The organism is Marinitoga piezophila KA3, assembly GCF_000255135.1.
In the GTDB taxonomy this organism is placed as follows: domain Bacteria; phylum Thermotogota; class Thermotogae; order Petrotogales; family Petrotogaceae; genus Marinitoga; species Marinitoga piezophila.
This window is the reverse complement of record NC_016751.1, coordinates 1,061,560-1,087,630: the sequence shown is the minus strand read 5'-3', so window position 1 is coordinate 1,087,630 and position 26,071 is coordinate 1,061,560. Positions and strand designations below refer to the sequence as shown.

The 26,071-nt window shown below is 29.1% G+C and carries 19 protein-coding genes; 11 read left to right on the top strand and 8 right to left on the bottom strand.

Annotated elements, in window-relative coordinates:
- Window positions 1-25 precede the first annotated feature (25 nt).
- From MARPI_RS05215 to MARPI_RS05195, 5 genes are all read right to left on the bottom strand, one after another.
- Window positions 26-925, bottom strand: a complete 900-nt coding sequence (locus tag MARPI_RS05215) for a D-alanine--D-alanine ligase family protein (RefSeq protein WP_014296546.1) — start codon at window positions 923-925, stop codon at window positions 26-28.
- Window positions 915-3,158 carry a type I DNA topoisomerase gene (gene topA, locus MARPI_RS05210; RefSeq protein ID WP_014296545.1) on the bottom strand — a complete coding sequence of 748 codons (2,244 nt, stop codon included), beginning with the start codon at window positions 3,156-3,158 and terminating at the stop codon, window positions 915-917. Before topA ends, MARPI_RS05215 begins: the two co-directional genes overlap by 11 nt.
- A complete protein-coding gene (locus tag MARPI_RS05205; RefSeq protein WP_014296544.1) occupies window positions 3,159-4,199 on the bottom strand; it encodes a 3'-5' exoribonuclease YhaM family protein in 1,041 nt (346 codons plus the stop codon). It lies immediately after the preceding gene.
- Between the two features lie 10 nt (window positions 4,200-4,209).
- Entirely contained in the window at window positions 4,210-5,310 is a 1,101-nt protein-coding gene (gene alr / locus MARPI_RS05200) for an alanine racemase (protein ID WP_014296543.1), read from the bottom strand.
- 64 nt (window positions 5,311-5,374) lie between these two features.
- Complete coding sequence (locus MARPI_RS05195; protein WP_014296542.1) at window positions 5,375-5,992, bottom strand: YigZ family protein; 618 nt, start codon at window positions 5,990-5,992, stop codon at window positions 5,375-5,377.
- Window positions 5,993-6,108: 116 nt separating this feature from the next.
- On the opposite strand from MARPI_RS05195, the gene MARPI_RS05190 reads away from it, so the two are divergent.
- The gene (locus tag MARPI_RS05190) at window positions 6,109-6,606 is read left to right on the top strand and encodes a tellurite resistance protein TehB (protein WP_014296541.1); all 498 of its coding nucleotides are present in this window, start codon (window positions 6,109-6,111) and stop codon (window positions 6,604-6,606) included.
- A gap of 33 nt (window positions 6,607-6,639) precedes the next feature.
- Here the strand turns inward: MARPI_RS05190 and MARPI_RS10730 are convergent, their stop codons facing one another.
- Complete coding sequence (locus MARPI_RS10730) at window positions 6,640-7,296, bottom strand: HAD family hydrolase (protein WP_014296540.1); 657 nt, start codon at window positions 7,294-7,296, stop codon at window positions 6,640-6,642.
- 231 nt (window positions 7,297-7,527) lie between these two features.
- Between MARPI_RS10730 and MARPI_RS05180 the strand changes: the two genes are divergently transcribed.
- From MARPI_RS05180 to MARPI_RS10925, 5 genes are all read left to right on the top strand, one after another.
- A complete protein-coding gene (locus MARPI_RS05180; RefSeq protein WP_014296539.1) occupies window positions 7,528-9,645 on the top strand; it encodes a hypothetical protein in 2,118 nt (705 codons plus the stop codon).
- A 54-nt stretch (window positions 9,646-9,699) separates the two neighbouring features.
- On the top strand, window positions 9,700-12,378 hold the full coding sequence (locus MARPI_RS05175) for a hypothetical protein (protein ID WP_014296538.1): 2,679 nt from the start codon (window positions 9,700-9,702) through the stop codon (window positions 12,376-12,378).
- Window positions 12,375-13,385: a mannose-1-phosphate guanylyltransferase gene (locus MARPI_RS05170; protein WP_014296537.1), complete on the top strand. Its 1,011-nt coding sequence runs from the start codon at window positions 12,375-12,377 to the stop codon at window positions 13,383-13,385. The genes MARPI_RS05175 and MARPI_RS05170 overlap by 4 nt, the downstream gene beginning before the upstream one ends.
- A gap of 77 nt (window positions 13,386-13,462) precedes the next feature.
- Window positions 13,463-15,112: a methyl-accepting chemotaxis protein gene (locus MARPI_RS05165; RefSeq protein ID WP_014296536.1), complete on the top strand. Its 1,650-nt coding sequence runs from the start codon at window positions 13,463-13,465 to the stop codon at window positions 15,110-15,112.
- A 29-nt stretch (window positions 15,113-15,141) separates the two neighbouring features.
- Window positions 15,142-17,052: an HD domain-containing phosphohydrolase gene (locus MARPI_RS10925; protein WP_014296535.1), complete on the top strand. Its 1,911-nt coding sequence runs from the start codon at window positions 15,142-15,144 to the stop codon at window positions 17,050-17,052.
- Here MARPI_RS10925 and MARPI_RS05155 read toward each other — a convergent pair whose 3' ends face one another.
- A complete protein-coding gene (locus tag MARPI_RS05155) occupies window positions 17,053-17,982 on the bottom strand; it encodes a tyrosine-type recombinase/integrase (RefSeq protein WP_014296534.1) in 930 nt (309 codons plus the stop codon).
- Window positions 17,970-20,348: a Lon protease family protein gene (locus MARPI_RS05150; RefSeq protein ID WP_014296533.1), complete on the bottom strand. Its 2,379-nt coding sequence runs from the start codon at window positions 20,346-20,348 to the stop codon at window positions 17,970-17,972. The genes MARPI_RS05155 and MARPI_RS05150 overlap by 13 nt, the downstream gene beginning before the upstream one ends.
- Window positions 20,349-20,562: 214 nt before the next feature.
- Between MARPI_RS05150 and MARPI_RS05145 the strand changes: the two genes are divergently transcribed.
- The 5 genes from MARPI_RS05145 to MARPI_RS05125 all read left to right on the top strand — a co-directional run bounded on the left by MARPI_RS05145 (window position 20,563) and on the right by MARPI_RS05125 (window position 26,069).
- Window positions 20,563-22,248, top strand: coding sequence for an ABC transporter substrate-binding protein (locus MARPI_RS05145; protein ID WP_014296532.1), 1,686 nt, complete (start codon window positions 20,563-20,565; stop codon window positions 22,246-22,248).
- Window positions 22,249-22,315: 67 nt separating this feature from the next.
- Window positions 22,316-23,305 (top strand): ABC transporter permease, encoded by a 990-nt coding sequence (locus MARPI_RS05140; protein ID WP_014296531.1) that lies wholly within the window; start codon window positions 22,316-22,318, stop codon window positions 23,303-23,305.
- Window position 23,306: 1 nt separating this feature from the next.
- Window positions 23,307-24,170 (top strand): ABC transporter permease, encoded by an 864-nt coding sequence (locus MARPI_RS05135; RefSeq protein ID WP_014296530.1) that lies wholly within the window; start codon window positions 23,307-23,309, stop codon window positions 24,168-24,170.
- Window positions 24,171-24,175: 5 nt separating this feature from the next.
- Window positions 24,176-25,162 (top strand): ABC transporter ATP-binding protein, encoded by a 987-nt coding sequence (locus MARPI_RS05130; RefSeq protein ID WP_014296529.1) that lies wholly within the window; start codon window positions 24,176-24,178, stop codon window positions 25,160-25,162.
- Window positions 25,155-26,069, top strand: coding sequence for an ABC transporter ATP-binding protein (locus MARPI_RS05125; RefSeq protein WP_014296528.1), 915 nt, complete (start codon window positions 25,155-25,157; stop codon window positions 26,067-26,069). The genes MARPI_RS05130 and MARPI_RS05125 overlap by 8 nt, the downstream gene beginning before the upstream one ends.
- Window positions 26,070-26,071 lie beyond the last annotated feature (2 nt).

Sequence of the window (26,071 nt, the reverse complement as noted above, 5' to 3'; positions counted from 1 at the left end):
AAAATCGGGCTAAAAGCCCGATTGTTTAATCTTTTAAATGATTTTTTATTAGTATATCCACCAATTCTTCAAAAGAAAGGCCATATGCTGCTGCTGATTGAGGTAAATCGCTTAATTCAGTCATTCCAGGAATTGTATTTATTTCCAGAATATAATATTTATCATTTTTTATTATTGCATCAATTCTACAAAAATCCCGTATATTCATCATTAAAAAAAGCTTTTTAAAATCTTTTATAATCTTTTCTTCTAAATCTTTTTCGAGTTTTGCAGGCACTTCAAAATCAGTATATCCTTCTGTATATTTTGCTTCATAATCATAAAATTCATTTTTAGGTTTTATTTCAAGAATAGGTAGAACTAAGGTTTCATCATTTTTCTGAATGATACTTACAGAGATTTCACGACCTTTTATATATTCCTGTATTATTATTTCGCCAAAATTTTGGAGTTCTTCTTTAAGAAATTTATTATATTCATCTAAATTATGGCATATATGAATCCCCAAGCTAGAGCCGCTTTTCCTTGGTTTAATAATTAAAGGAAAATCTAAAGGCGGTTCTATATATTTGTCTGTTAAAAAGGATTTTGGAACAGAGAAATCTTTTTTTATACTTTGAATAAACGCCCATTTATCAAAGGTCTTTTCAGAAGTGCTGGAATCTGATCCAATATATTCAATTCCAAGTTTTTCAAGTTTTCTCTGTAAAGTTCCATCTTCACCTTCATAGCCATGAACAATGTTAAAAACCAGATCTGCAATTTTATATTCATTAACAAACCTTTCCCAATCTGTTTTTAAATCATACTTACATAAGCTATAGCCATTTTTTACAATGGCCATAGCTATATTTTTTGCACTTCTTATTGAAACTTCACGTTCATTTGAATTACCGCCATAAATAAGGGCTATTTTATAGTTCATTTATCTCACTTTCTTTAAAGTATTTCTTTTCTTCTGGACAATAGAGCATTTCTTCTCTGTTTTTTCTTTTATAGAATAAAGGTCCGTTACATGAAGGACATCTATAATCGGAAGGTTCATCCCAGAACATTTCACCACATTCTGAACATTTATAATATACTTTCCCCTTTTTGCTTTTCATTTTATGAACGGTACCGCCACATTTTGGACATTTACCTCTTGCCGGTAATGGTTCAGTATATTTGCATTCTGGATAATTTGAACAGGCTATAAACTTTCCAAATCTTCCGCTTTTTATTACCAATTCACCGCCACATTTTGGACATTGTCTGCCTATTCCTTCCTCTTTTCCTTTTTCTGTTTTTAAAAATGATTCATCTAAATATACCTTTTTATCAATGGTAACACCTAAGGCGCCTTTTTGAATGCCTTTGTTTTCACCGCATTTTGGACATTTTAAGTATAATCCGTAACGTCCAAATTGGAGTTGCATCTTTTCACCGCATTTTTCACATGAAATATCTGTATTATATGTAAAGTCCATAGAACGCTCTTTTAATTTTTTATCTGTATCATTAAGGAATTTTTCAAATTCTGCATAAAATTCCTTTAAAAGGGTTTTCCAATCCATTTCTCCAGATTCAACTTTATCCAGGTTCTCTTCCATATGGGCGGTAAATTTAACGTCAACAATTTCCGGAAAGTTCATTTCGAGTATATCTGAAACTACAAATCCAACAAGTGTTGGTATTAATGAATTTTTTTCTTTTATTACATATTTTCTATTTAATAATGTAGTGATTATAGTTGCATATGTAGAAGGCCTTCCAATTCCCTTACTTTCCATTTCTTTTACCAATGAAGCTTCTGTATATCTTGAAGGTGGCTTGGTTTCATCTCTTTCTGCCTTTAATTCAATATTTTCTAATATACCCTTTTCCGGTATTTCATATTCTTTTTCAGTTGTGCTTGAACTCCAGAATTTTTCAAATCCATCAAATATTCTTTTTCTTCCAACAGCTTCAAATTCATATTTTTTATTGTTATCGCTTATTGTATATGTTTTTTCAATATATTTTGAAGGAGCTGATTGTGAAGCCATAAACCTATTCCAGATTAATGTATATAATTTTAAAGCATCGCCAGAGATAAGTTCTTTTGCTTTTTTAGGATCCATAAATACATCTGTTGGTCTTATAGCTTCGTGAGCATCCTGAATCTTTTTCTTTGACTTTTTAACCTTAAAATGACCTGTATACTCTTTTCCAAAATTTGATTCGAGATATTCGTGAGCTTTTTTCATAGCGTCTTCTGAGATTCTTGTTGAATCTGTTCTCATATATGTGATAAAGGCAATAGGGCCTTCTTTTGTTTCAATACCTTCGTATAGTTTTTGAGCTATTTGCATTGTTTTTTGTGATGACCAGCCATATTTTGAAATTGCGCTTTGTTGTAATGTACTGGTTATAAATGGTTGAGGGGGATTTTTCTTTGTTTCCTTTTCTGTAACCGCAGTAACAGAGTAAATAGCGTTTTCCAGTTCTTTGAATATTTCTTCTTTTTTCTTTTCTGAAATACTTTCTTTTTTAAATTTTTTTCCATCTATTTTTACCAGTGGTATATCCTGTTCCATATACTTTAAAAATATCTTATAAAATTCTTTTGGTTTAAACTTAAATATCTGTCTTTCTCTGTCAACAAGTATCTTTAAAGCGGCAGATTGTACTCTACCGGCACTGGTATTATAATCCTTTAAAATTCTCCATAAAATAGGACTTATTTTATAACCAACTATCCTATCAAGAATTCTCCTTGCTAATTGAGCACCAACTTTATTTTTATCTATTTTTCTTGGTGATTTTATGGCTTCCTGAATGGTGTTTTTGGTAATTTCTGAAAAGATTATTCTATTTTCTTCATTTTCATCAAGTCCGAGTAAATAACTCAAATGCCAGGCAATAGCTTCTCCTTCTCTATCCATATCAGGTGCAAGATAGACTGTTTTACCTTTTGCTATTTTTTTAAGATCCTCTACAACCTTTTCTTTACCAGGCATGAGTTCAAATTCCGGTTCGAAATCCTTTTCAATATCAACACCAAATTTTTTCTGTGGCAAATCTCTAATATGTCCTTTGGATGCCACTACTTTGTATTCTGAGCCAAGATATTTTTCTATTGTTTTTGCTTTGGCTGGTGATTCCACTATTACTATTTTTTTTGCAGTTTTAGGCATTTATTTGTCCTCCAATTTTGTTATTTTTATCTTTCGGCCAAGATTTTTGTTATAATCTGTCCAATCTTTGTTATTGGATTCTTCAATATGATTTCTAACCTGCTCTACTTTAGAACTTAAATTATCAGCAAAATGTAATATAAATGCTTCTATTGTTTTGGGAACTATTGGACTACCCCATTCGAGTTCTCCATGATGTGAAACAATCATATGTAGTATCTGTTCAAGTTTTTCAGAAGGCATATTGTTAACTTTTTTTGCAGCTTCTATAACCATATTTGTTCCCAGTGCAATATGTCCTATTAACTCGCCTTCATCTGTTTTCTCTATACCAGCAGGGGTTATTTTGTATTCTCTTATTTTTCCAATATCATGTAATAACGCTCCTGCAATAAGAATGTCCTTCTGGACAATATCTATATAATTTTCAGAGATTGAAATACATAATTTTGCGACATCTACTGTGTGTTCAAGTAATCCGTGTTTATACGCATGATGAACGCTAATAGCTGCAGGTGAATCAAAAAATTGCTTAATGAATTTTTTATCCTTGATAAACATATATGTCAGCAGGTTTTTGATATCTATATCCTTAATGGAATCAATAATTGCATATAATTCATTTTTTAGGTATTCCACATCTTTAGAGCTGCTCTTGATAAACTTTTCAGGGTCTATTTCGTCTTCTTTTAAGATTTTTATTTCACTGTCTTTATCAACATTTAATTGCAATCTACTATCAAATACAACTATTTTACCTCTTAATCTGATAATGTCTCCAATATTTATTTTTTCATTGTTTTTTGAGGCATTGAACCAATCAATAGCTCTTAATGTTCCTGTTTTATCTCCCAGAGTAAAAAGCAAAAATTCCTTTCCATCCTTTGTTGTTTGAAGGCGTTTGCTTAAAACCTTTCCTTCAACATCTTTTACATCATTAACCTTTAAATCTGAAATATATGAAGTGTTTATAATATCGTCTGATAATTGCCCTTTTTCTTTTAACATATCTCCTAAACTTATACCGCCAGTGTTTTTCATATTTTTCCTCCTAGTCTATATATACCCTTGGTACTCTCCAGGTAATCTTTGAAGTTATGTCGTAATTTATAGTTTCAGCTAAGGTTCCCAATTCTTCGGCAGTGATTCTATTTCCATTTTGTTCGCCTATTAAGATAACTTCGTCGCCAAGATTTACGTTTTCTACCTTTGTTGTTTCTACAACAAATTGATCCATACAGACTCTCCCTATTATATTACATTTTTTTCCATGAATCAATACATATCCCTTGTTTGAAAGTTGCCTAAAATATCCGTCAGCATATCCAACAGGTATTGTGGCTATTGGTATATCCTGTTTTGCAAAATATGTTCTGCCATAACTTACACTTTCTCCAGCTTTTAAAACACCTCTTTTTGCAACAACACTTTTCCAGGATAATACAGGTTTTAATCCCTCCTCTTTTTCTATATCTGAAGGTTGTAATCCGTATGTTGCAATTCCTGGTCTTACATAGTCATGTGCAAATTCCGGAAAGAATAGAGCTGCGGCTGAATTACATATATGTTTTATTGGCAATTCTATTCCATTATCTTCAATATAATCTACAGCGGAAATAAAATTATAATATTGTTCTTTTACAAATTCATCAAGCGCATCTGCTGTTGCAAAATGGGAATAAATCCCCTTTATATTCAAATCATATTTTTTAATTTGTTTAATGAGAAAGTCTATTTCTTCTCTTTTAAAACCCATTCTGTTCATGCCTGTATTTATATTTATATGAAAATCAATTTTTTTAATATCGCTTCCAAAATATTCAATAAGTCCATTGAGCTGTTCAATGGAGCCAAGTGTATAGATGAAATTTTCCATATTTTCTTTTATATATTCAGGTTTAACATAATTGAATACAAGTGTTGGTATATTAACACCACTTTTTCTAATTTCTATTCCTTCTCCTAAAAAGGCTACAGCTATCATATCAACTCCTCTTTTAACCAATGCCTTTGCAAGAGGAATAGCCCCGTGTCCGTAAGCGTTAGCTTTTAATACCGGTATTGCTTTTGTTCCAGCTTTTTTTTCAATTAAATCTATGTTGTACAAATAATTGGAAATATTAATCTCTGTGTATGTGCCTCTATCAAACATAATATTCCCCCAATCTTATATATATATTTTGTATAATATGAATTGCCTTTCAAATTGAATTATATCATACTTCTTTACCAACTTCTTCTATTCTTAAATAATTGATCTCACCTTTTTGGGATAATATAGAAACAATATCTTTTTCATATTCTTCTTCAATGGCTATTTCAAAAGATACTTTATCTGTAAATGTATTATTTATTATTTTCCAGCCATTTAATCTTTTTAATAATCTTTCTATTTCTGCGTATTTAGAATAATCAGTGATTACATTATATATTTTTAAATCTATATATTTTGCTATTTTTGATTCAATTATAACCTTCTCAGCTGTTTCAGAATATGCATCAATTAAACCACGAACTCCTAATTTTACTCCACCAAAATATCTGGTCACAACAATAGCAACATTTGAAAGGTTAAATTTTTCTATTTTTCCAAATATTGGTTTTCCTGCTGTTCCAGATGGTTCTCCATCATCGGAATAATTGAATTTATTTTCAGAAATTTTGTATGCCCAGCAATTGTGTGTGGCATTTTTATATTTTGAAGATATTTCTTTTATAAATGCTTTTGCTTCTTCTTCGGAATTAACTTTTTTAATATTTCCAATAAATTCAGAACGTTTTATTTTAATGGATACTTCAACAGGTTTTAATATTGAATAGTAAATTTCAATCACCTCGCTATAAAAATTCGATTTTATTATATCATAAACCTATTATTAATTTTATAAAAAATTAAAAAAAGAGTGTTATAATCAAAACGTAGAAAATTCAGGAGATATGAGGTGTTATTATGGCAGAATGTAAAAATTATCATGAAGCAGCAATAGAAGGTGCAAAAGATGGAATATTTCATGGAGATCATATTCATCCTACAGTGATGTTATGGACATCATTAAATGAAGAAACAACTAAAAAGGTTATTGAGAAGGTTGGAGAATATGATTATGATTATGCAGAAGATTTAAAGGAAATGCTTGAAGATTATGATATTAATGCAATGGATGTTCCAATCCCATTTCCGTTTTCATTTGAAAGTGATCTGGAATTTGATAATGCTGTGAAATTATTGAAAGATATAGCAGAAATTACAGATGCAAACGCATATTCATTCATCGTTGAGGCAATGAGTGAAGAAGATGAAGAAGATACTTTACCTTCTGTATTTACAGAATGTAAAGAAGGGAAAATTTACTTTACCTTATTTGACTGGGAATATAAAAGAATAGAAGATGAGGAATTTGAAAGTACAGACGAAGATATTCAGGGATTTAGATTGAATATCTGGTAAAAAAATCGGGCAATAAAAATGCCCGATTTTTTTTTATTTATATATAATTCTCCAACCTCGTTTTTTAGCAATCCATTTTAATCTAAGATCAGGATTAACACATATAGGATTTCCCACTGTTTCCAAAAGCGGTAAATCGGAAATGGAATCACTGTAGAAATATGCATCTTTAATATCAAAGCCGTTTTTTTCGCATAATTTTTTAGCTTCTATAACCTTATTTTTTTCATACATATATGTTCCTATTTCTCCGGTAATAATACCATTTTCAACAATAGTTTTTGTACAGATCATATCGTCAAATTTCAAATATTCTGCAAAAGGTGCCACAAGAGAGTCTGGTGAAGCAGAAATTAAAGAAAGATAAGCGCCATTTGATCTATGAAATTCTATTTCTTCTTTTATGCTTTCTCTTATGTGATATTTGCCATCTTCTTCAAACCATTGTCTTGCGAAACTAAAAGCTTCTTCGGCATTTTGTCCTTTATATTTCATAGCCATTTCCTTAACCATTGTTTCCATATCTTTTATTTCAATTCCCATTTTATAGAATATAGTATAAATTCCCATTTTATAGTATTTCCATAATGGGAATTTTCCATGCTTTATTTCATATTTATAATATAGTTTTGGACTGTAAGTATCAAGAATGGTTTTATCGAGATCAAAAAAAGCTACATACTTCTTCATATACGCCTCCTGAATGAAAATATTATAGTAGTATTATATCATAAAAAAAAACATATAACAATCGCTTTTTTGTAAAAAAAGACACCTTCATTTAACTTTAAATTAATATATCAAGTGATAAATTATTCGTATTTTATATAAAATTTGAAAAAAATTTGTTCGAATTGTAATATTATGATATAATTTAGACGATATTATTTCTGACATAAAAATATTCAAGGAGGGACCTGTATGAAGAAGATTTTTGTTTTAGCATTGCTTATGTTAAGTGTGTTGGTTTTAGCTGTGAATTCACCAAAACAACCACTTTTGTTTTTTAATATTGATGATTCAATAAAAGATTATCAAAATTTTGTAAGAGATGCTTTAAAAACGGTTATATACGAAAATATAGATTCTGAAACTAATTTTAAAATGCTTGATTCAAGATTTTCATATAATTTTTATCCTGAAGATGCCGTTAGAGAAGTTGAAGTTGCAGTGGTAGCAGCAAGAATTTTTGGCGTTGAAGATGAAATTTTAAAGGATTTTCCATTATCCTCTCCAACCTTTGAAGATGTAAAATCAAAATTGGAGAAATTATATGTTAATGATGGATACGATTTTTCAAGAGATTTTGGATATATGGAATATATGAATAATTATTTTATAAAAAAGCTTGGAGTACCATTATTTGATTCTATAAACCCATTAAATACTATAACAAAGTTGGATATGATAAAATATTTTGTTAAGATATTTACGTTAAAAGCCCTTGAAAATAATTGGAGCTTTGGTCCGTATATTCCCATGACTTCATCTAAAAATCTCGTGACATACGCAGAAGAGTTAAATAGAAGATTAAGTGTATATACAGGAATACAATCACCGGCTGAAGCAGGATATTTAACAGTTTTTGAAAAATACTTCTTAACAAATGATAAAGGAAAAATAGTTCCTTTAATAAAATATTTTGATCAAACAACTAAGATAGATGCATATACCCTTGTTTCAAGAGCATATTTTTATACAATGGTTTCATATTTATTTACACAGGCTCCAGTTAAAATACCGGATAATGCAAAAATACCTGTAAGAACGTATAATAACATGATTTCTTATCTTCCTAAAAAATCATTAGAAGGGGAATATGCATTATTTGAACCATTAAAACCAAATAGCGGAAAAATTAAAATACTTGAGCCATATAATCTTTCAAATGATATAATAAAGTTTAATATAGATAATGGCAATGAAATAATTACATTGGATAATTCAAAGATTTATTTGCATAAAAAATTCTATGTTGAAAATATTGCAGAAAATACATATGTAAGCAAAAGGCTAAAATGGGATAAGAAAGAAATATTTGATGGAAAAGACTTTGCGCTAAGATATAAGTCTCTTGCTACTGTTGATAATAATAGTAAAAAATTTGAGTTTTCAAGTTTTGGTACAATTGAAAAAAATGGAAATGAAATATGGATTAAAAATATCTCTCATGTTTTTAAACCAACCAGAAAAAATGAAAAGCTTCCTGTGACTTTAAAATTGACAAATAAATTTAAAATTGCCAATCCAGATTCCTTCAAAATTAAATGGTATACAGTAAATGTTGATACAATAGAAATGATGAAAAAATTGGCAGAATATGGGTTTGAAGGTATTCCTGAAAAATATAAAGTATTGTTCAAAGAGGTTAATGCTTCAAAGGTTCCAGCTGGAATAGGTGTAATGTTTAATACAGAAGTTGATTATATTTATAGAAATAAAGTAATTAAAAATGATTATATAAATGGAAATATAGCATATTACTTTACTAAAGATAGATTAAACGTTAAACGCGATTATGCAACATTTAAATCACTTAAAGACTTTCTTGAATACTATCAATATGGTTATGAAAAGGTTGATTATACAGAAAATACAGATTTTCTGGATTATTGGAATGAAGTGAAAGATAAATTAAATGATATGAAAATTTCCGATAAAGCCTATTTTGTTCCAGATGCAAGAATAACTCTTGACATTGTAGAAGAAAAATTTATCCAAAGACCTGAAGATATGAATATTTTCTTCTGGACATTTTATGGTGGAAAGTTAGTTTCGTTTGAACCGGCAACACATAGATTATTTACCCAGAAATTTGTAGAACCATTTAAATATGCAGATGATGCAATTGTATATGTTAAATATAAAGACGGAACAATTAAAAGCGGAAAGATAAATGGCAAGGGTAAAGACTTATTCTTAAATGATTCAAAAGAATATTTAAGAGACTTATTGTTATGGTTCCAGGTTTCTGTAAAGAAGGATAAAAAAGGTGAAAAACAACTTGAAATTGTATATATAATTGCCGAAGAAATATAACTTTTAAATTTAAATTAAAGGAGCTTCGGCTCCTTTTTTTCCTGGAGGTAAAATATGAAAAAAACTATCATTATAGTTTTTTTGGTATTAATTTTAATAATAGGGCTTTTATTTAAGCCTTCAAAAGTTATTATATCCCTTGAATTTCCTGGATTTATTAATGTGGAAGATTTAAAGGTAAAAGTTAATGATAAATATTTAACTTCGTCAAAGAAGATGGAGATGAATTTATTGCCAGGAAAGTATAATGGGGAGATATATTTTAAGGGAAAGATTATTAAAAATTTTTATATAGAAATTCCTTATTTTAACTTCAAGCGTATTGAAAAAAATATTGTATTACCGAAATCGGATTTTCATATAGAATTATATCGAAGCGATGTTGACAGATTATCCCTGGAATTTTCATATAAATATTATCAACCGGATTTCTGGAAGATTTCATTTGATAATAAGGAATATACAACTACATTATCAAATTTTTCATTATATATTTCACCATATGCAAGTGGAATATTGAATGCTGAGGCGATTTTTTCAGGGAATTCAGCATATTCCAAAAATTTTAAGATTTCTGCGCCAATTTCAAAGATAATTTCTCATGAAATAAATATCGATAATTTTACAATAGTTTCATTTAATCTTGAATATAATGAATTAAAACCTATTAAATTTGAAATATACAAAAATGGAGATTTTTTTGAAACTATTGAAAATACAACATTTAAAGATATTACTACATCTAAAAGTATAAAATATACAATAATTCCTGTATTTTCTGGTGGATATAAAGGTGAGCAATATAATATAGTAAAGCCCGAATTACCAGAAATAAATAATTATATAAATACAAAAAAATTATCTTTTGATTTTCCGTATAAGAAAATATATATAAATGGCAAGGAATTTTCGCCAGATTTATTGAAGGAAGGGAAAAATAAACTAAAAATAGAGCTTTTAGAAAATGTATTCTGGATGGTAGAGGTTTATGTCGATACTGTACCTCCGAAAATTTCAGATTATAAGATAAAGTATGCAAATAATATATATGAACTTAATCTTGTAACTAATGAAGATGCTCATTATATGTTGTTTACAGATGAAAGTACATATACATTTAACACAAATAATTTTGAATTTGAAACAGAATCAACAGTTGCAACACTAATAGCTATAGATAAATTTAATAATAAATCAAAACCATTAAGTATTAATCTGGATTTGTACCCGGAATATAAGGTTATAGATGAAAATAATTTTATCCAGATAAAGGTTGAAAAAATTGGAATATCAGAAAATCCAAAATTAGTGATAAAGGATAATGAGAATAATATAATCTCTCTTTTTAATTTAAATAAAATAAGCAATATAACCTTTTCTAATTTTTCTCCTGAAAAAGAATATCATTTTGTTGTATATATAGATAAACAACATCAAAAAACAATATATTCAAAAACAATTCCACCATCAACGCCTATAATAAAATCAATAAAAAATATTGGAATAGGACAATTTGAAATAACTCTTAAAAATTATTCAAAAGATAATAATTATAAAATAATTACTCAAAACAATATATATACCGGAAAATTTGAAGGATATAAATATATTGTAAATATATCACCTCAAGAATTAACTAATTCTGCGACAATGATTATATGGAGGGAATTTAAAAACATCAAAACAAAAGAAATTTCTATAAAATTAAAAGATAAGTTTATGTATCACAAAAAAATATATACAACCGTTCCACAAACACTTTTAGAAAGTCAATCTCCATATATATTTAGAAATGATATTGAATTAAATAATACAATAATAGATGGCATTGTAAAAATATATTTATTTCCAGATAAAAAAGTCACTATAAAAAATCTTAATTTCAAAACCATAAAAAGTAAGGTGATATTTAACGCATTATCCAGTAAATTTGAAGGAGTGATACTGAAAAGCTCAGAATTAAAAAATGTAGATATATATAATGCAAATATTGGTATTTTTCCAACAACAGATAAATTTGAATTATATAATATTTCAATAAAAAATTGTATTACAGGAATATATTCAAAAGGTCTTTCAACAGGGTTATTATATAATATATTAATTTCAGAAAATAAAAAGGGTCTTGATATAATTAACACAAAAATAGAATTTAAAAATTCGCTGCTTTTTGATAATGAAGTTGGTTTTAATATATACAATTCAAATGTATATCTTTATAACTTATCTATTGCTGATTCCAAAAAAGCAGATATAGAAATTCATGATTCTCAATTATTGATTAAGTTTACAGATTTTATTAATAGCAAATATGCAATAAAATCATTTAATTCAAATATAAGTATTATACAATCTATGTTTAAGGATAATTTTAAATCAATAAAATCATATAAAGATATGAAAATCTCTGTGATAAATACAGATTTTATAAACAATATAGTTTCATTGGACATATATAAAACGCCTTTAAATATTGAAAATTCAGAATTTAGAAATTCAAAAAGAGCAGTTTTTGTATTTGACAATACATTAGAAGAAAAATTCTTCATATTAAATTCAACATTTTTGCAAAATGAATATGATATATATATTGAAGGGATAAATAATATATATTTAAAAAATACAGAAATAAAAAATGTATTTGATGGGAATAAAGAAAAAAGTTGGATAGATGAAAGAGGAAAAATATTCCAGAGGGGAAAAGTAATAATGGAGAAGGAGGCAAATCAGTGAAAGCAATAATTCTTGCAGGTGGTTCAGGAGAAAGATTCTGGCCATTAAGTACGTCTAAAAAACCAAAGCAATTTTTAAAAATATTTTCTGAAAAATCCTTAATTAGAGAAACATTTGAAAGATTACAATTTAAATTATCCCCAGAAGATATATTTGTTGTAACAGGTGAAAAGTATAAAGAACAGACAATAAAAGAATTACCTGAAATTCCAGAAAAAAATGTTATACTTGAACCAATTGCTAAAAATACAGCACCAGCATGTTTTTTAGGAACACTTGTTGCAGATGAAAATGAAGTTGTTTTTATACTTCCAGCAGATCATTATATTCCGGATAAAGAAAAGTTCTGGAAAACAGTGGGTTTAGCAGTGAAAGCAGCTGAAGAATATAATGGTCTAATAACCCTTGGAATAATGCCAACAAGACCAGAAACAGGATACGGATATATAGAGTCAGGAGAATTGCTGGAAGATAAAGTAATGAAGGTTTCATCTTTTAAAGAAAAACCTGATTTCAATACAGCTGTAGAATATCTCAAAAAAGGAAATTATTTCTGGAATAGTGGAATGTTTATCTGGAAGAAGAGTGTGTTTATAAAAGAAATGGAGTTGAACCATCACAAAACCTTTGAAGTCTTAAAGGATGTAAATCCGTATAATATAGATGAGATAAAAGAAAAATATCCGAAACTTGAAAAGATAAGTATAGATTATGCTCTAATGGAAAAATCAAAAAATGTATATACAGTAAAAGCAGAATTTGAATGGTCAGATGTGGGGAATTGGGTTTCAGTTCGTGAAATGGAAGGATATTCAGATAATAAGGATAATGTATATCTTGTAAATAGCAAAAATGTATTTGTAAAATCCAATAAAAATGTAGGTATTGTAGGTCTGGAAAATATAATAGTAATTGATACAGAAAATGGTTTGTTAATATCTAAAGAAACTGAAATAAATAAAATTAGAGATATAGTAAAACAGCTTAAAGAAAAGGACAGGTTTTAATCCTGTCCTTTTTATAACTAAAAGTATGATATAATATAAATATAAAATGTATATATGCTCAAAGGAGGGGATGAATTATGAAGTTGCGTTCAAAAATATGGTTACTGGTATTAATATTGTTATTCTCTCAATTTGTATTATTTATGGTGAGCAATTATTCATTTTCAGTAATTGATAGTAACGAAAAGAATCTTGCAGAAAATTATGTAAAGTCAATGAAGGAAATCGGGCATTATTCTACACAGTTTATGGAAGTAAGAAAATTACTTGCAGAATATCTGGCGTTTAATGACGAAACAGCTTTTAATACAGCTAAAAAAGAAATAAATTCATTAATTTCGCAATTAAAAAACATTAAAACAGATTCAACATTAAAGGAAAGTTTATTAAAAGAACTAAATGAATATGCATCATTTTTGAATTCTATTAATTCTAAAGAAGAATTACTTTCAAGAATTTCTGAATTTAAAGAGATTGGTAATAAAGTAATTGAAAGCTTTTCCAATTTTCAAAAAGCTATAGAAAGTGATGTAGATAAGATAACATCAGAGAATGCTAACTCTCTTAGCAAAGCCAAGCAAATAGGAATAACTTTAGTTGTATTGTCTTTGATTTTTGGAGCAGGATTGGCATTCATTATAATACAATCAATATTGACACCATTGAAAATATTAATGAATTATGCCGAAAAATTATCCAGAAAGGATTATACAGTTGAAATTCCAAAAATTAAAGATAAAGGTGAATTTGGAAGATTAATTGAAATATTTAGATCTATGCATGATCAATTGAAAAAAGACATGATACAGTTAAAACAGGAAAGTACATCACTTACAGAATCAATGAAAGAGATAGTAAATGCTATGAATTTATCAAGTGAAGCATTGCAGGAAATCACAATTGCTGTAAATAATATAGCTACAGAGATGGAAAATTCTACAGCGTCAATTCAGGAAACAACAGCTTCAGTTGAAGAAATTTCTTCTGCTACTAAGTTAATTGCAGATAGTGCCACAGAAGCAGCAAAATTTGGTCATGTATCAACAGAACGCGCAGAAAATGCGGGAAAAACTGTTAAACAAGCTATAGATAAAATGGCTGAAATAACAGAGATATCTAAAGAAATTGATAAAGTAGTAAGAGAATTTAATGACAGCGCTACGATGATTAATGATTTTGTAGACACCGTTTCAAATATTGCAGAACAAACAAATCTTCTTGCATTAAATGCCGCAATTGAAGCTGCAAGAGCTGGAGAAGCAGGAAAGGGTTTTGCAGTTGTTGCTGATGAAATTAGAGTATTGGCAGAAGAAAGTAGAAAGGCTGCAGATGAAATAAAAGAGGTTGTAAATGGAATAATCAATGTTTCAAATGATGCGTTAGATGTTTCAAAAACTGTAAATGAAAAGGTTGCAGAAGGTTCTCAATTATCAAATGAAGCAGGAGAAAATCTAAAAGAGATATTAAGTGCTATAAAAGAAATAACAGAAAAACTTGAAGGTATTGCAGCAGGTGTTCAGGAACAAACAGCTGCTGTTGATGAAATAGCTACAGCAATGACAGAATTGTCAGAAATGACAACAAATATAAATGCTTCTACTCAGGAAATAAATGCCTCAATTGAAGAACAAATGGCAAACATAGAAAATGTTACCTCAGAAGCAAATAGTATGACAAAGCTTGCTGATAGGTTAATGGACATAGTGAATCAATTTAAATTGAATTGATAAAATTACAATGAATTGGATGGTGAAGAATGAAGAGGCTTTTATTGTATATATTCCTATTAATAAATCTAATATCTTTTGGATTAACCATAGGGATTTATCATAATCCGCCAAAAATAATAGATAAAGAAACGGGGATATTTCCAGAGCTAATTGATTATATCCTTACTCAAAATAATGTTAAACATAATTATGAAATGGATACGTTTTCAAATCTTTTAAAAAAATTGAATAATGGTGAAATAGATGCTATAGCCTGTATTGCCTATTCGGCAGAACGGGCTAAGCATTTTTATTTTAATAAGGAATCCTTTATTTCGGATTGGGCTGTAGTTTATACAAATCATAATTCTAATATACATAATATGTTTGATTTAAAAAATAAAAAAATAGGCGTTTTAAAAGGTGATATCTTTTACGAAGATAAAGAAAAGGGATTAAAAGAGTTGCTTAAAAATTTTGATATAGATGTATCATATGTTGAATTTAATACATATGAGGATATTTTTAAGGCGTTATCAAAATCTCAGATAGATGCCGGAGTGGTTAACAGAGCTTTTGGATTAACAAATGCGGAAAAATACAATCTTTCGCCAACAGATATAATATTTTTCCCTGTAAAGGTAATGATAGCTTTTAGAAAGGATTATCCGGAAAAAGAATATATAGCCAATCTCATTGATACAGAATTAAAAAAATTAAAGGAAGATACAGATTCTAAATATTATGAAGTAATAAATAAATATCTATATGTGCAAGATGAACCGGTTGTTCCAAGATGGCTAAAAATATTTATTTTATTTTCAATGTTGATTATAGTATTTTTAATAATAAACCATTTAGTTCTTTTAAAACTGGTAGAAAGACGTACAATGTTACTGAGGAAGTTAAATCTTGAATTACAGAAAAAAAATGAAGAATTACAATCATTAAATGAGGAGATCTCATCGCAAAATGAAGAGCTGGAAGAACTTTATCTTCATAACGAAAAGCTACAAAACTCTTTAAAATTAATTATCAAAGCTATATCAGATCTTGGAAGAGAAGAATATACATCGGAGGATAATTATCTCAAAGAACTTTTTAAGATACTCGATTTTGTTTTTCCAGGAATAGTCCATGGAAGAATATTAAAAATAGAAAATGATGAAGAAAAAACAATATTTGAAAAAGGATTACAGATAAACAATATTAACAAAAATGAAGTTTATTCGTTGGATATACCAATTAATTTAAATATCAATCTTTCATATATAATAACCCTTTATTTCAAAAAAGATGAAATTAATACAGAAAGTCTCGATGAGTTAATAGAATCATTTAAAATTCTTGCAACTACATTCTTTAAGATAAAAAATGAAGCTGATATTGAAGAAAGATTTAGAGAAGATATTATTAAATCTCTTATTTCTTTCCTTGAATTGCATGATGAATATACGAAAAATCATTCAAAAAACGTAGCAGAATTATCCAAAAAAATTGCAGAAAAAATGGGATTTGGGAAACCGTTTATAAAAAAGATTTATTGGGCAGGATTGCTGCATGATATTGGGAAACTTTTAATACCTATTGAAATATTAAATAAAAAATCCCGATTAACAGAAGAAGAGTATGAATATATAAAGAAACATCCAGAATATGGATATAATGCTTTAATAAAATCAGAAAGCCTTAGCGAAATTGCAATAGCAATTAGACATCATCATGAAAGATGGGATGGTAAGGGATATCCTGATGGATTAAAGGGTGAAGCAATACCAATAATGTCTCAGATAATATCTGTTGCAGATGCATGGGATGCCATGCGTTCAAGAAGGTCTTATAGAAATCCGCTTGATATTGAAATAGCTATAAAAGAAATTGAAGAAAATGCAGGAAAACAATTTTCGCCAGAAATAGTAAAGGTATTTATACAATTATGGAAAGAAGGAGAAATTTAATTATTCAAAATCTATCATTTCATCTGCATCAAGAGCTACAGATGTAGCTTCGTGATAATAGATTTGTGTAGTAGAAATATTTTTATGACCGGCGATTTGTCTTGCTGCTTCTATTCCATAGTTAAGAGCAACCTTTGTAATAACAGTATGTCTAAAGGAATGGGCAGAAAGTTTTTTGTTTCCTCTAAATTCCTTTAATCCCAATTCATCAAAATATCCATCTATAATCAGTTGTATAGCTCTTTCTGTAAGAGCTTTACCAAAGGAGTTTCTTGATAATGAAATAAAAAGAGGGTCAGAAGGTCTATACTTCTTGACCTTCTTTCTTTCTTTTAAATAGTCATTTATACTTTCATATACTTCCTTATGCAATGCAATAACAGAGTCTCTGCTAACGTGTCCTTTGGATTTATAATGCAATAATACTTTATTATTTCTCTTAACCATATCTTTAATTCGAATTTGCGTAAGAGAATAAACCCTCAACCCTGTGTATGCCATCATTTTTATAATAGCCATATCGCGTTTTCCTTTAAGCGTTGACGTATCTATAGCATCAAAGATTTCTCGTATCTCTTCATCGGTTAAGATATCCTTTTGATGCCCAAAAGGTCTTTTAGCCCCTTTTACATTTTTAGCAATATTTTTATATAACCCTTTATCTTCGAGAAATGCAAAAAAACGGCGTATACCAGAAAGATACAAATTTACAGTATAAGGACTTTTTTCCCTTAATAAATAAGCCTTCCAGGACTTTACAGTCCTGGGTGTAGGCTTTGGAATATTGTGTTTTCTCAAATAATCCAGAAAATATTTTATTGATTTTGTATATTGCTTTTTTGTATCCTCGGTAACATCATCGAGTTCTTCTAGGAATTCAAGCAATATCTCGTCAAATTTATTTATTTCCTTTCTCTCTATTTCCCCCATAGCCAGAACCTCTTCTTATGTGATTTTTCATCTTCTATCTTTCTCAATTCCTTTATCCTTTTTATAATATGCCAATTAAATGAATTTTCCTCAAATTCACCATTTTCATTTAATTTTCCTGCGGTATATTCTGTCATTATTTCAATAGCTTCATCAACATTTTTTACTGCATATATTCTAAATTTACCCTTTTTAATATCTTCTTCTATTTCATTGTTTAAAACAAGATTTTTAATATTTTGATGAGGAATAATAACCCCTTCATTACCTTTTAAACCCTTTAGTTTACAGGTGTAATAAAATCCTTCCACCTTTTCTATTATTCCACCTACAGGTTGTATATTCCCATGTTGATCTATGGAACCTGTTACTGCAATATACTGTTTCAACGGGATTTTGGAAATCGCTGAAAGTAAAACGAGTATTTCAGCAAGTGACGCACTATCTCCTTCGAGCATGGAATATGTCTGTTCAAAACTAATAGAACCAGAAAACACCATATGTTCATCAAGATTATATTTAGAATAAAAATAATTTTCTATAATAAAAGTTGATTTTCTATGTATCTTACCACTTAAATCTGCATCTCTATGAATATCAATAACACCTACCTGTTTTGCAGAAGAAACATTTCCTGTAATCTTTACAGGAACACCAAAAGAATACGTATCAAAATCAACAACAGTTAATCCATTTATTTGACCAATCTTTTCACCTTCTGTGTCAATAATAAGCTGTCCATCTTTTATTGAATCAAAAATCTTGTCTCTATACAATGAAAACATATTTTCATGTTTTTGTATAGCTTTAATTACTGCATTTTTATCAACATACGGAATTGTATCGCTATATCTATCAGAAATATAATTTGCTTCAAGTATAATATTCTTTAAAACACCAAACTTTGCGGAAAATCTATCGTTTCTTTCATTTATCCTGCATGAATATTTTAGTAATTCTTCAACAGCGCCTTTTGTAAAATCCTTTAATTCATGTTGCTTCACAATATTTTTTACAAAACCTGCAAAATATTCTGCATTTTCTTTATTTAATTCGATTTCTGTGTCAAATGCAACCTTTACATTAAAAAGTTTCTTGAAATCTGGATCATACTGGTATAACACTTCATACATCCATTCTTCTCCAACGAGAATAACTTTTACATTAAGAGGAATAGGATCTGGTTCTAAAGTATGAACAACACTTAATCCCATTTTACCTTCAAGATTTTCTATTTTTATTTCATTATTCATCAAAGCATTTTTTAAAGCTTCCCAAACGTATGGACTTCTCATTACCTTTTCTGCATCTAAAATAAGATAACCTCCATTTGCCTTATGTAATAATCCAGGTTTTATCATTGTAAAATCCGTCTTTAACATTCCCATATGAGAAAAATACTCTATTTTTCCAATTAAAGAAGAATATGCTGGATCATTGGCTTCAATTACGGGAGCCCCTTTAATTGATGAATTATCTATTATGACATTTACTGAATATTTTTTCTTATAATAATTTGTTATAGACTCATCGCTTGATAAAATATCTTGAAAATTCTCTGCAATATCGTTTTTTATCTCATTAAGGAATTCTATAACATCCGAGTTTGTTGAGTATTCATTAATGAGATCTTCAAAAATACCTGAAATGGTAAATAATGCCCAATACTTTTCCAGATTCCTTAATTGTTCCCTATATTTCTTATCGTATTCGGTAATCTTAATCATAGCTTTTTCCATTAATTGCCTTAATATAGGTGTCTTTTCCTCAAAACTATTTCTTACATCTTCTGGAAGTTTGTCATATTCTTCGTCTGTAACTTCTTTCCCATCATAAACAGGTATAGTCATGGCTCCATTAGTTGTAAATTGTAGTTTAAATCCTAACTTTTCAACCTCTTTTTTCAAGTCATCCCATACACTTTTTCTTGCTTTCAAATATTCATCCTCAAGTTGGGTTCTTTTTTCAGAAAAATCCTCACCTTCTATTCCCTTTTTTAGAGCTTCGAAGGATATTTCTATGGTCTCTTTAAGTATCTTTTTAAAGATTATGGCCTCACCAGATTTAAGAGAAATAGCCTTTGGTTTCATAGGATCTTTAAAATTATATACATATATATAATCATTTGGTGTTTTCTTATTCAAGGAATATTTTGTAAGCACATTTCTTGCAAATGTTCTTCTTCCCGTATTTACAGGACCTGTAATAAATATATTATGCGTTTTTTCCTCTATTTCAATTCCAAGAACCATTGAATCATATGCTCTTTTTTGTCCAATATATTCTGTAATTGATTGGATATTTTCTGTATTTTCAAAGTTTAATTGAGGCATCTTAATTTTGAAATCATCATACTTTAATAACATTTTCACACCCCCATCACAGTATATATTAATTATATCATACATTGCAATGTTAAAAACTTGAATGTTTTTTAAAAAATATCTAAACTCATAAGATTTTTTTTAATATTTCCATTTAATCGCTCATGAAACAAAATGTGAAACAAGATGCATATTTTTCATGAAACAGGTTTCATGATATAGTAACATTACGACAATCTAAAAGGGGGTATTATCTATGAAGAACTGGCTTAAAAGAATGGGTATTATTGCAATTCTTCTGGTATTTGCAGTAAGTATGTTTGGTGAAACATTTAAAAGAGAAGAAACATTCTTCTTTGGTGGAGGATTATGGAGCGCACCTTCAAACTGGAATCCTTTAGTTCCATGGGCAGCTGTTCCAGGAACAATTGGTGGAATTTACGAAACATTATTCAATTATGATCCTATAAGCAATGAACTTGTTCCATGGTTAGCAGAAAAAGGGTATTGGAAAAACGATAATCAGTATTATGTAAAATTAAGAGAAAACGTAAAATGGACAGATGGTGAAGCATTGACAGCTGATGATGTTGTATTTACATTTGAAATCACAAAAAAGAATAAAGGAATTCCATATGCATCAATCTGGAATTGGTTAGATAAGGTTGAAAAACTTAGCGATTACGAAGTATTATTTACATTTTCAGAACCAAGATATCATGAATGGGATTATCAGTTATATCAGATTGCAATAATCCCAGAACATATATGGAGTAAATATCCTGTTGATAGTTTAATGTCATTGGCAAATGAAAATCCTATTGGTTCAGGTATGTATATGGCAGAAAGTCATACAGATGACAGAATGATTTTTGTCAGAAACGATAATTGGTGGGGTAAAGATGTATTTGGACTTCCTGCACCAAAGAGATTGGTTGAATTGAAGATATTCTCAAATAATGTTGCTCTTGGTATGCTAATGAAAGGCGAACTTGATGTAAGTAATTTCTTCTTACCAGGTATTCCATCCATAAAAAGAATATATGGAATAAAAACATGGTTTAAAGATGCTCCTTATATGTTATCAGACAATACAGCATTGTTGTTCTTAAACACAAAGAAAAAACCTATGGACGATCCAAAATTCAGGAAAGCTCTTGCTTATTCAATTAATGTAGCTCCTATAATTAGAAGAGTTTTTGAATATCAGGTTGAACCTGCAAATCCAGTTGGATTTTTACCTGTTGATTCATGGATGAAGTATTATGATAAAGATGTTGTTGAAAAATATGGATTTAAATACAGCCCTGCAGAAGCTAAAAAATTACTCGATGAAGCAGGATACAAAGATATAGATGGTGATGGTTTCAGAGAAATGCCAAACGGAGATAAAATCAGTTTAACAATTATAGTTCCTTTTGGTTGGACAGACTGGATGGAATCTATAAAATTAATTGCAGCTGATTTTGAAAAGATTGGAATAAAGACAGAACCAAAATTTCCTGATTACAGTAAATATGCAGAAGATATGTATTCAGATGGATTCGATATATTATTAAACAACTTTGGAAGTAATGTAACATCAACACCATGGACATATTTCAACTGGTTATTTGAATCTCAGCAGATAAAGAACGAAAAAGCCTATGGTGGAAACTGGGGAAGATATGAAAATGAAAAATTATTTAGTTTAGTAGCAGAATTTAACAAAACAAAGGATCTTGAAAAAGGCAAAAAAATTGCATCTGAAATAGAGAAAATAATGCTTGAAGAAATGCCAATAATTCCTGTTTGGTATAACGGTATGTGGTTCCAGGCAAGTGAAAAATACTGGACAAATTATCCAGATGAAAATCAACCATATGCATGGCCATCATTATGGAGTGGAAGATGGCAAATAGGCGGAAGCATGATGATATTAAAACTTAAACCTGCAAAATAAAATTCTATACTATGCTCCAACTCTTTAATGGAGTTGGGGCATAATATTAAAATCAGGAGGAAATATAATGTGGAAATATTTACGAAAAAAGGTTTTCATATATTTAATAACATTCTTTGTTGCTGTTTCCATAGATTGGGCTATTCCAAGGTTTATGCCTGGTGACCCTATATCCCTATTAATGTCAAGATTTGCTGGATTGCCTGAAGCAACAGAAAGATTAAATTCATATTTTACAAAAGCATTTGGTTTAGATCAACCATTATGGAAGCAATATATAAATTTCTGGGTTGCATTATTTAAGGGTGATCTGGGTATTAGCGTTTTTCTTTATCCAAGAAAAGTAATGGATATAATACAGGGATCTATAATATATGACTTCTTTTTATTAGTTCCTGCCATAGTTTTAAGCTGGATAGCAGGTAATAAACTTGGTGCTCTGGCAGCTATTAATAAAAAGACTGACAATAGTATAATCCCTATATTCTTTTTTCTTACATCATCACCATATTTTTGGATGGCAATGTTAATGGCATGGTTTTTGGGATTTGTAATACCAATATTTCCATTGTCAGGAGCATATAGTTATACAATGACACCAAGTTTTTCATCTGAATTTATTCTTGATTTCTTATATCATCTTGCATTGCCGTTTTTATCGCTATTTCTTGTTATGCTAGGCGGTTGGGCTATTGGTATGAGAAATATGATTATATATGAAATGGGATCAAATTATTCAAAATATATGGAAGCATTAGGCGCTTCCGATAAATTAATAAGAAAATATGCATACAGAAATGCAATACTCCCTCAGGTTACAGGGTTGGCGTTGCAACTTGGAACGATTATTCTGGGATCATTAACAACAGAAGCAGTTTTTTCATATCCGGGATTAGGATTTTTATTATTGCAGGCTATACAAAATCAGGATTATTTCCTTATTCAAGGTTGTTTCTTATTTATAGTCATAATGGTATTATTAGGAAACTTTATAGTTGATTTAATATATGTATTTATAGATCCAAGAATAAGGTTTTCATATACCGAGGAGGTTTGATATGACATTAAAAGAAAAAATTAAGAATAATGACTACTTATATTTTATGCTTAGAAATAAAAAGGTTTTATTTGGTTTTTTTGTATTTTTATTTTTTCTTCTGTTGGGGTTAGTAGGCCCTCATTTGTCAAAATATGGACCTTTAGAATATGCAGGTCCTGGATATATGCCGCCAGGTAAGGAATATTGGCTTGGTACAGATATTTTTGGTCATGATGTATATACACAATTGGTATATGGTTTAAGGAGCTCATATTTTGTTGGATTTTTTGGTGGAACACTTGCTACAATAATTGGATTATTTGTTGGATTTCTTTCGGGCTATAAAGGTAAATGGGTAGATGAATTACTTATGATGCTTACAAATGTAATGCTTGTAATTCCGACACTTGCAATATTAATAATAATTTCTTCATACCTTTCATTTAGAGGAATGGTGTTTGAAAGTATCATTATTGGTATTACAAATTGGCCATGGACAGCAAGAGCCATAAGATCACTTACTATGTCAATAAAAAACAAGGAATTTGTCAATCTATCAAGAATTTCTTCATTACCAACAGGGAAAATCATAATTGAAGATATTGCCTCAAATATGTTTTCATATATATTTATGGTATTTATACTTCAATTTGCTGGCGCAGTATTATCAGCAGTTACATTGGACTTTATAGGTCTTGGTCCGACAAAAGGCATTTCACTTGGTTTAATGATGCAAATTGCCAGAGATTGGAATGCAGTTCAACTTGGAATGTGGTGGTGGGCTATTATTCCAGGACTTGTAATTACATTACTCGTATCGTCACTATACTTTATAAACACAGGATTAGATGAAGTATTTAATCCAAAATTACGGGAGATGTGATAATAATGGAAAAAGTACTTGAAGTAAATAATCTTAAAATATACTATAAAACCTTAAAAGGTTATGTAAAAGCTATAGATAATGTAAGTTTTTATATAAAATCCGGTGAAATTCTTGGAATAGCTGGTGAGTCTGGGTGTGGAAAAAGTACGTTGGGAAATGGGTTAATTCTTTTAAAACCGCCTATGAACTATATTTCTGGTGAAGCAAAATTAAATGGGATAAATCTCATGACATTATCAAAAAAAGAAATGAGAAGGATAAGGTTTAAAGATATTTCTATAATTCCACAATATGCAATGGATGCATTTAGCCCTACTAAGAAAATAAAAAAATTTATTTCAGATCTTGTAAAAGAACATGGGATTAATCCAGATAATAAATTTTTTGAAAAGGTGAAAGAGAGACTTAGACTTGTTAATCTGGATGAAAGTGTATTAAACAAATATTCTGTTGAGTTATCAGGTGGAATGAAACAAAGAATGATAATGGTTATATCAACATTACTTGATCCAGATCTTTTAATAGCAGATGAAGTAACCTCAGCATTAGATGTAAGTTCCCAGAGATATGTCTGTGATATGCTTGTTAAATTTCGAGATTTGGGAATAATAAAATCTATGATATTTATTACACACGATGTTGCTGTGCTAAATCAAATTGCAGATAGAATAATGATTATGTATGCAGGGCAGGTTGCAGAAATTGGGGATACAGAAACAATATTGCACAATCCAAAACATCCATATACACAAGCACTGGTAAATTCCATACCAAAAAGCAATATAAGATATAAGGAAAAGAAATTAACCAGTATAGAAGGGACACCACCAAATCTTTTAAATATCGGTGAAGGTTGTAGGTTTAGATTTAGATGTCCATATGCAACAGAAATATGTAAAACAAAAACGCCTAAAATAGAGGAATTATCTTCAGATCATCAAATAGCTTGCTGGAACTGGAAAAAAATTGAAGGTGAAAACAATGAATGAAATAATAATGAAAATAGAAAATCTTACGAAAGAATTTGATCTTGATTTTTTTTCAAAAAAGAGATTTAAAGCTGTAAACAATGTTTCTTTTGAAATAAATAAAGGTGAAATTATATCCCTTATTGGTGAAAGTGGAAGCGGAAAAACCACTGTTGGAAAGATGATTCTCAGATTATTAAAACCAACATCTGGAAAGATATTATTTGAAAATAAAGATATATGGGATTTAAAAAAGAATGAAGTGAAGGAATATTATAGAAATGTTCAGGCTATATTTCAAGATCCATTTTCATCATTTAATACTTTATTTAAAATAAATAGAGTATTTAATATGATATTTGATAACTTTTTTCCAGAGGAGAAAAACAGAAAGGAAAAAATAGAAAAGGTTATCTCACAAGTAGGAATGAATCCAACAAATATCCTTGGCAAATATCCGCATCAATTGAGCGGTGGTCAATTGCAAAGATTGTTAATAGCCAGGGCTTTGTTGATGAATGTAAAGGTGCTTGTTGCCGATGAATTAATCAGTATGCTCGATGCTTCAACAAGAATAGATGTACTTAATCTTCTTGCTGAAATTAGTGAAAAAACAGGTATGTCAATAATATTTATAACTCATGATCTTTCGCTTGGATATTATCTCAGTGATACAACATTAATAATGTACAAAGGCGAAATTGTGGAAAAAGGGGATACGGTAGAAGTATATAACAATCCTCAACATCCGTATACAAAAATGCTTCTTAATTCTGTTCCAGAAATAGACAGGAAATGGGATAAAAATGAAAAGTTTATACCGGAAACAATAATAAAAGAAATAGAATTGTATTATCAGGCAAACAAAGAAAAATCAACTATATATGAAGCTATTAGCAAAAATCATTATGTTAAAGTGAAAAAATAACC

Excerpts from the sequence above, each read along its gene's own strand:
- MARPI_RS05165 (WP_014296536.1), top strand. The coding sequence starts at position 13,463 with ATGAAGTTGCGTTCAAAAATATGGTTACTGGTATTAATATTGTTATTC.
- MARPI_RS05125 (WP_014296528.1), top strand. The coding sequence starts at position 25,155 with ATGAATGAAATAATAATGAAAATAGAAAATCTTACGAAAGAATTTGAT.
- MARPI_RS05190 (WP_014296541.1), top strand. The coding sequence starts at position 6,109 with ATGGCAGAATGTAAAAATTATCATGAAGCAGCAATAGAAGGTGCAAAA.
- MARPI_RS05145 (WP_014296532.1), top strand. The coding sequence starts at position 20,563 with ATGAAGAACTGGCTTAAAAGAATGGGTATTATTGCAATTCTTCTGGTA.
- MARPI_RS05205 (WP_014296544.1), bottom strand. The coding sequence starts at position 4,199 with ATGAAAAACACTGGCGGTATAAGTTTAGGAGATATGTTAAAAGAAAAA.
- alr (WP_014296543.1), bottom strand. The coding sequence starts at position 5,310 with ATGTTTGATAGAGGCACATACACAGAGATTAATATTTCCAATTATTTG.
- MARPI_RS05130 (WP_014296529.1), top strand. The coding sequence starts at position 24,176 with ATGGAAAAAGTACTTGAAGTAAATAATCTTAAAATATACTATAAAACC.
- MARPI_RS05135 (WP_014296530.1), top strand. The coding sequence starts at position 23,307 with ATGACATTAAAAGAAAAAATTAAGAATAATGACTACTTATATTTTATG.
- topA (WP_014296545.1), bottom strand. The coding sequence starts at position 3,158 with ATGCCTAAAACTGCAAAAAAAATAGTAATAGTGGAATCACCAGCCAAA.
- MARPI_RS05150 (WP_014296533.1), bottom strand. The coding sequence starts at position 20,348 with ATGTTATTAAAGTATGATGATTTCAAAATTAAGATGCCTCAATTAAAC.
- MARPI_RS05215 (WP_014296546.1), bottom strand. The coding sequence starts at position 925 with ATGAACTATAAAATAGCCCTTATTTATGGCGGTAATTCAAATGAACGT.
- MARPI_RS05175 (WP_014296538.1), top strand. The coding sequence starts at position 9,700 with ATGAAAAAAACTATCATTATAGTTTTTTTGGTATTAATTTTAATAATA.
- MARPI_RS05180 (WP_014296539.1), top strand. The coding sequence starts at position 7,528 with ATGAAGAAGATTTTTGTTTTAGCATTGCTTATGTTAAGTGTGTTGGTT.
- MARPI_RS05140 (WP_014296531.1), top strand. The coding sequence starts at position 22,316 with ATGTGGAAATATTTACGAAAAAAGGTTTTCATATATTTAATAACATTC.
- MARPI_RS05155 (WP_014296534.1), bottom strand. The coding sequence starts at position 17,982 with ATGGGGGAAATAGAGAGAAAGGAAATAAATAAATTTGACGAGATATTG.
- MARPI_RS10925 (WP_014296535.1), top strand. The coding sequence starts at position 15,142 with ATGAAGAGGCTTTTATTGTATATATTCCTATTAATAAATCTAATATCT.
- MARPI_RS10730 (WP_014296540.1), bottom strand. The coding sequence starts at position 7,296 with ATGAAGAAGTATGTAGCTTTTTTTGATCTCGATAAAACCATTCTTGAT.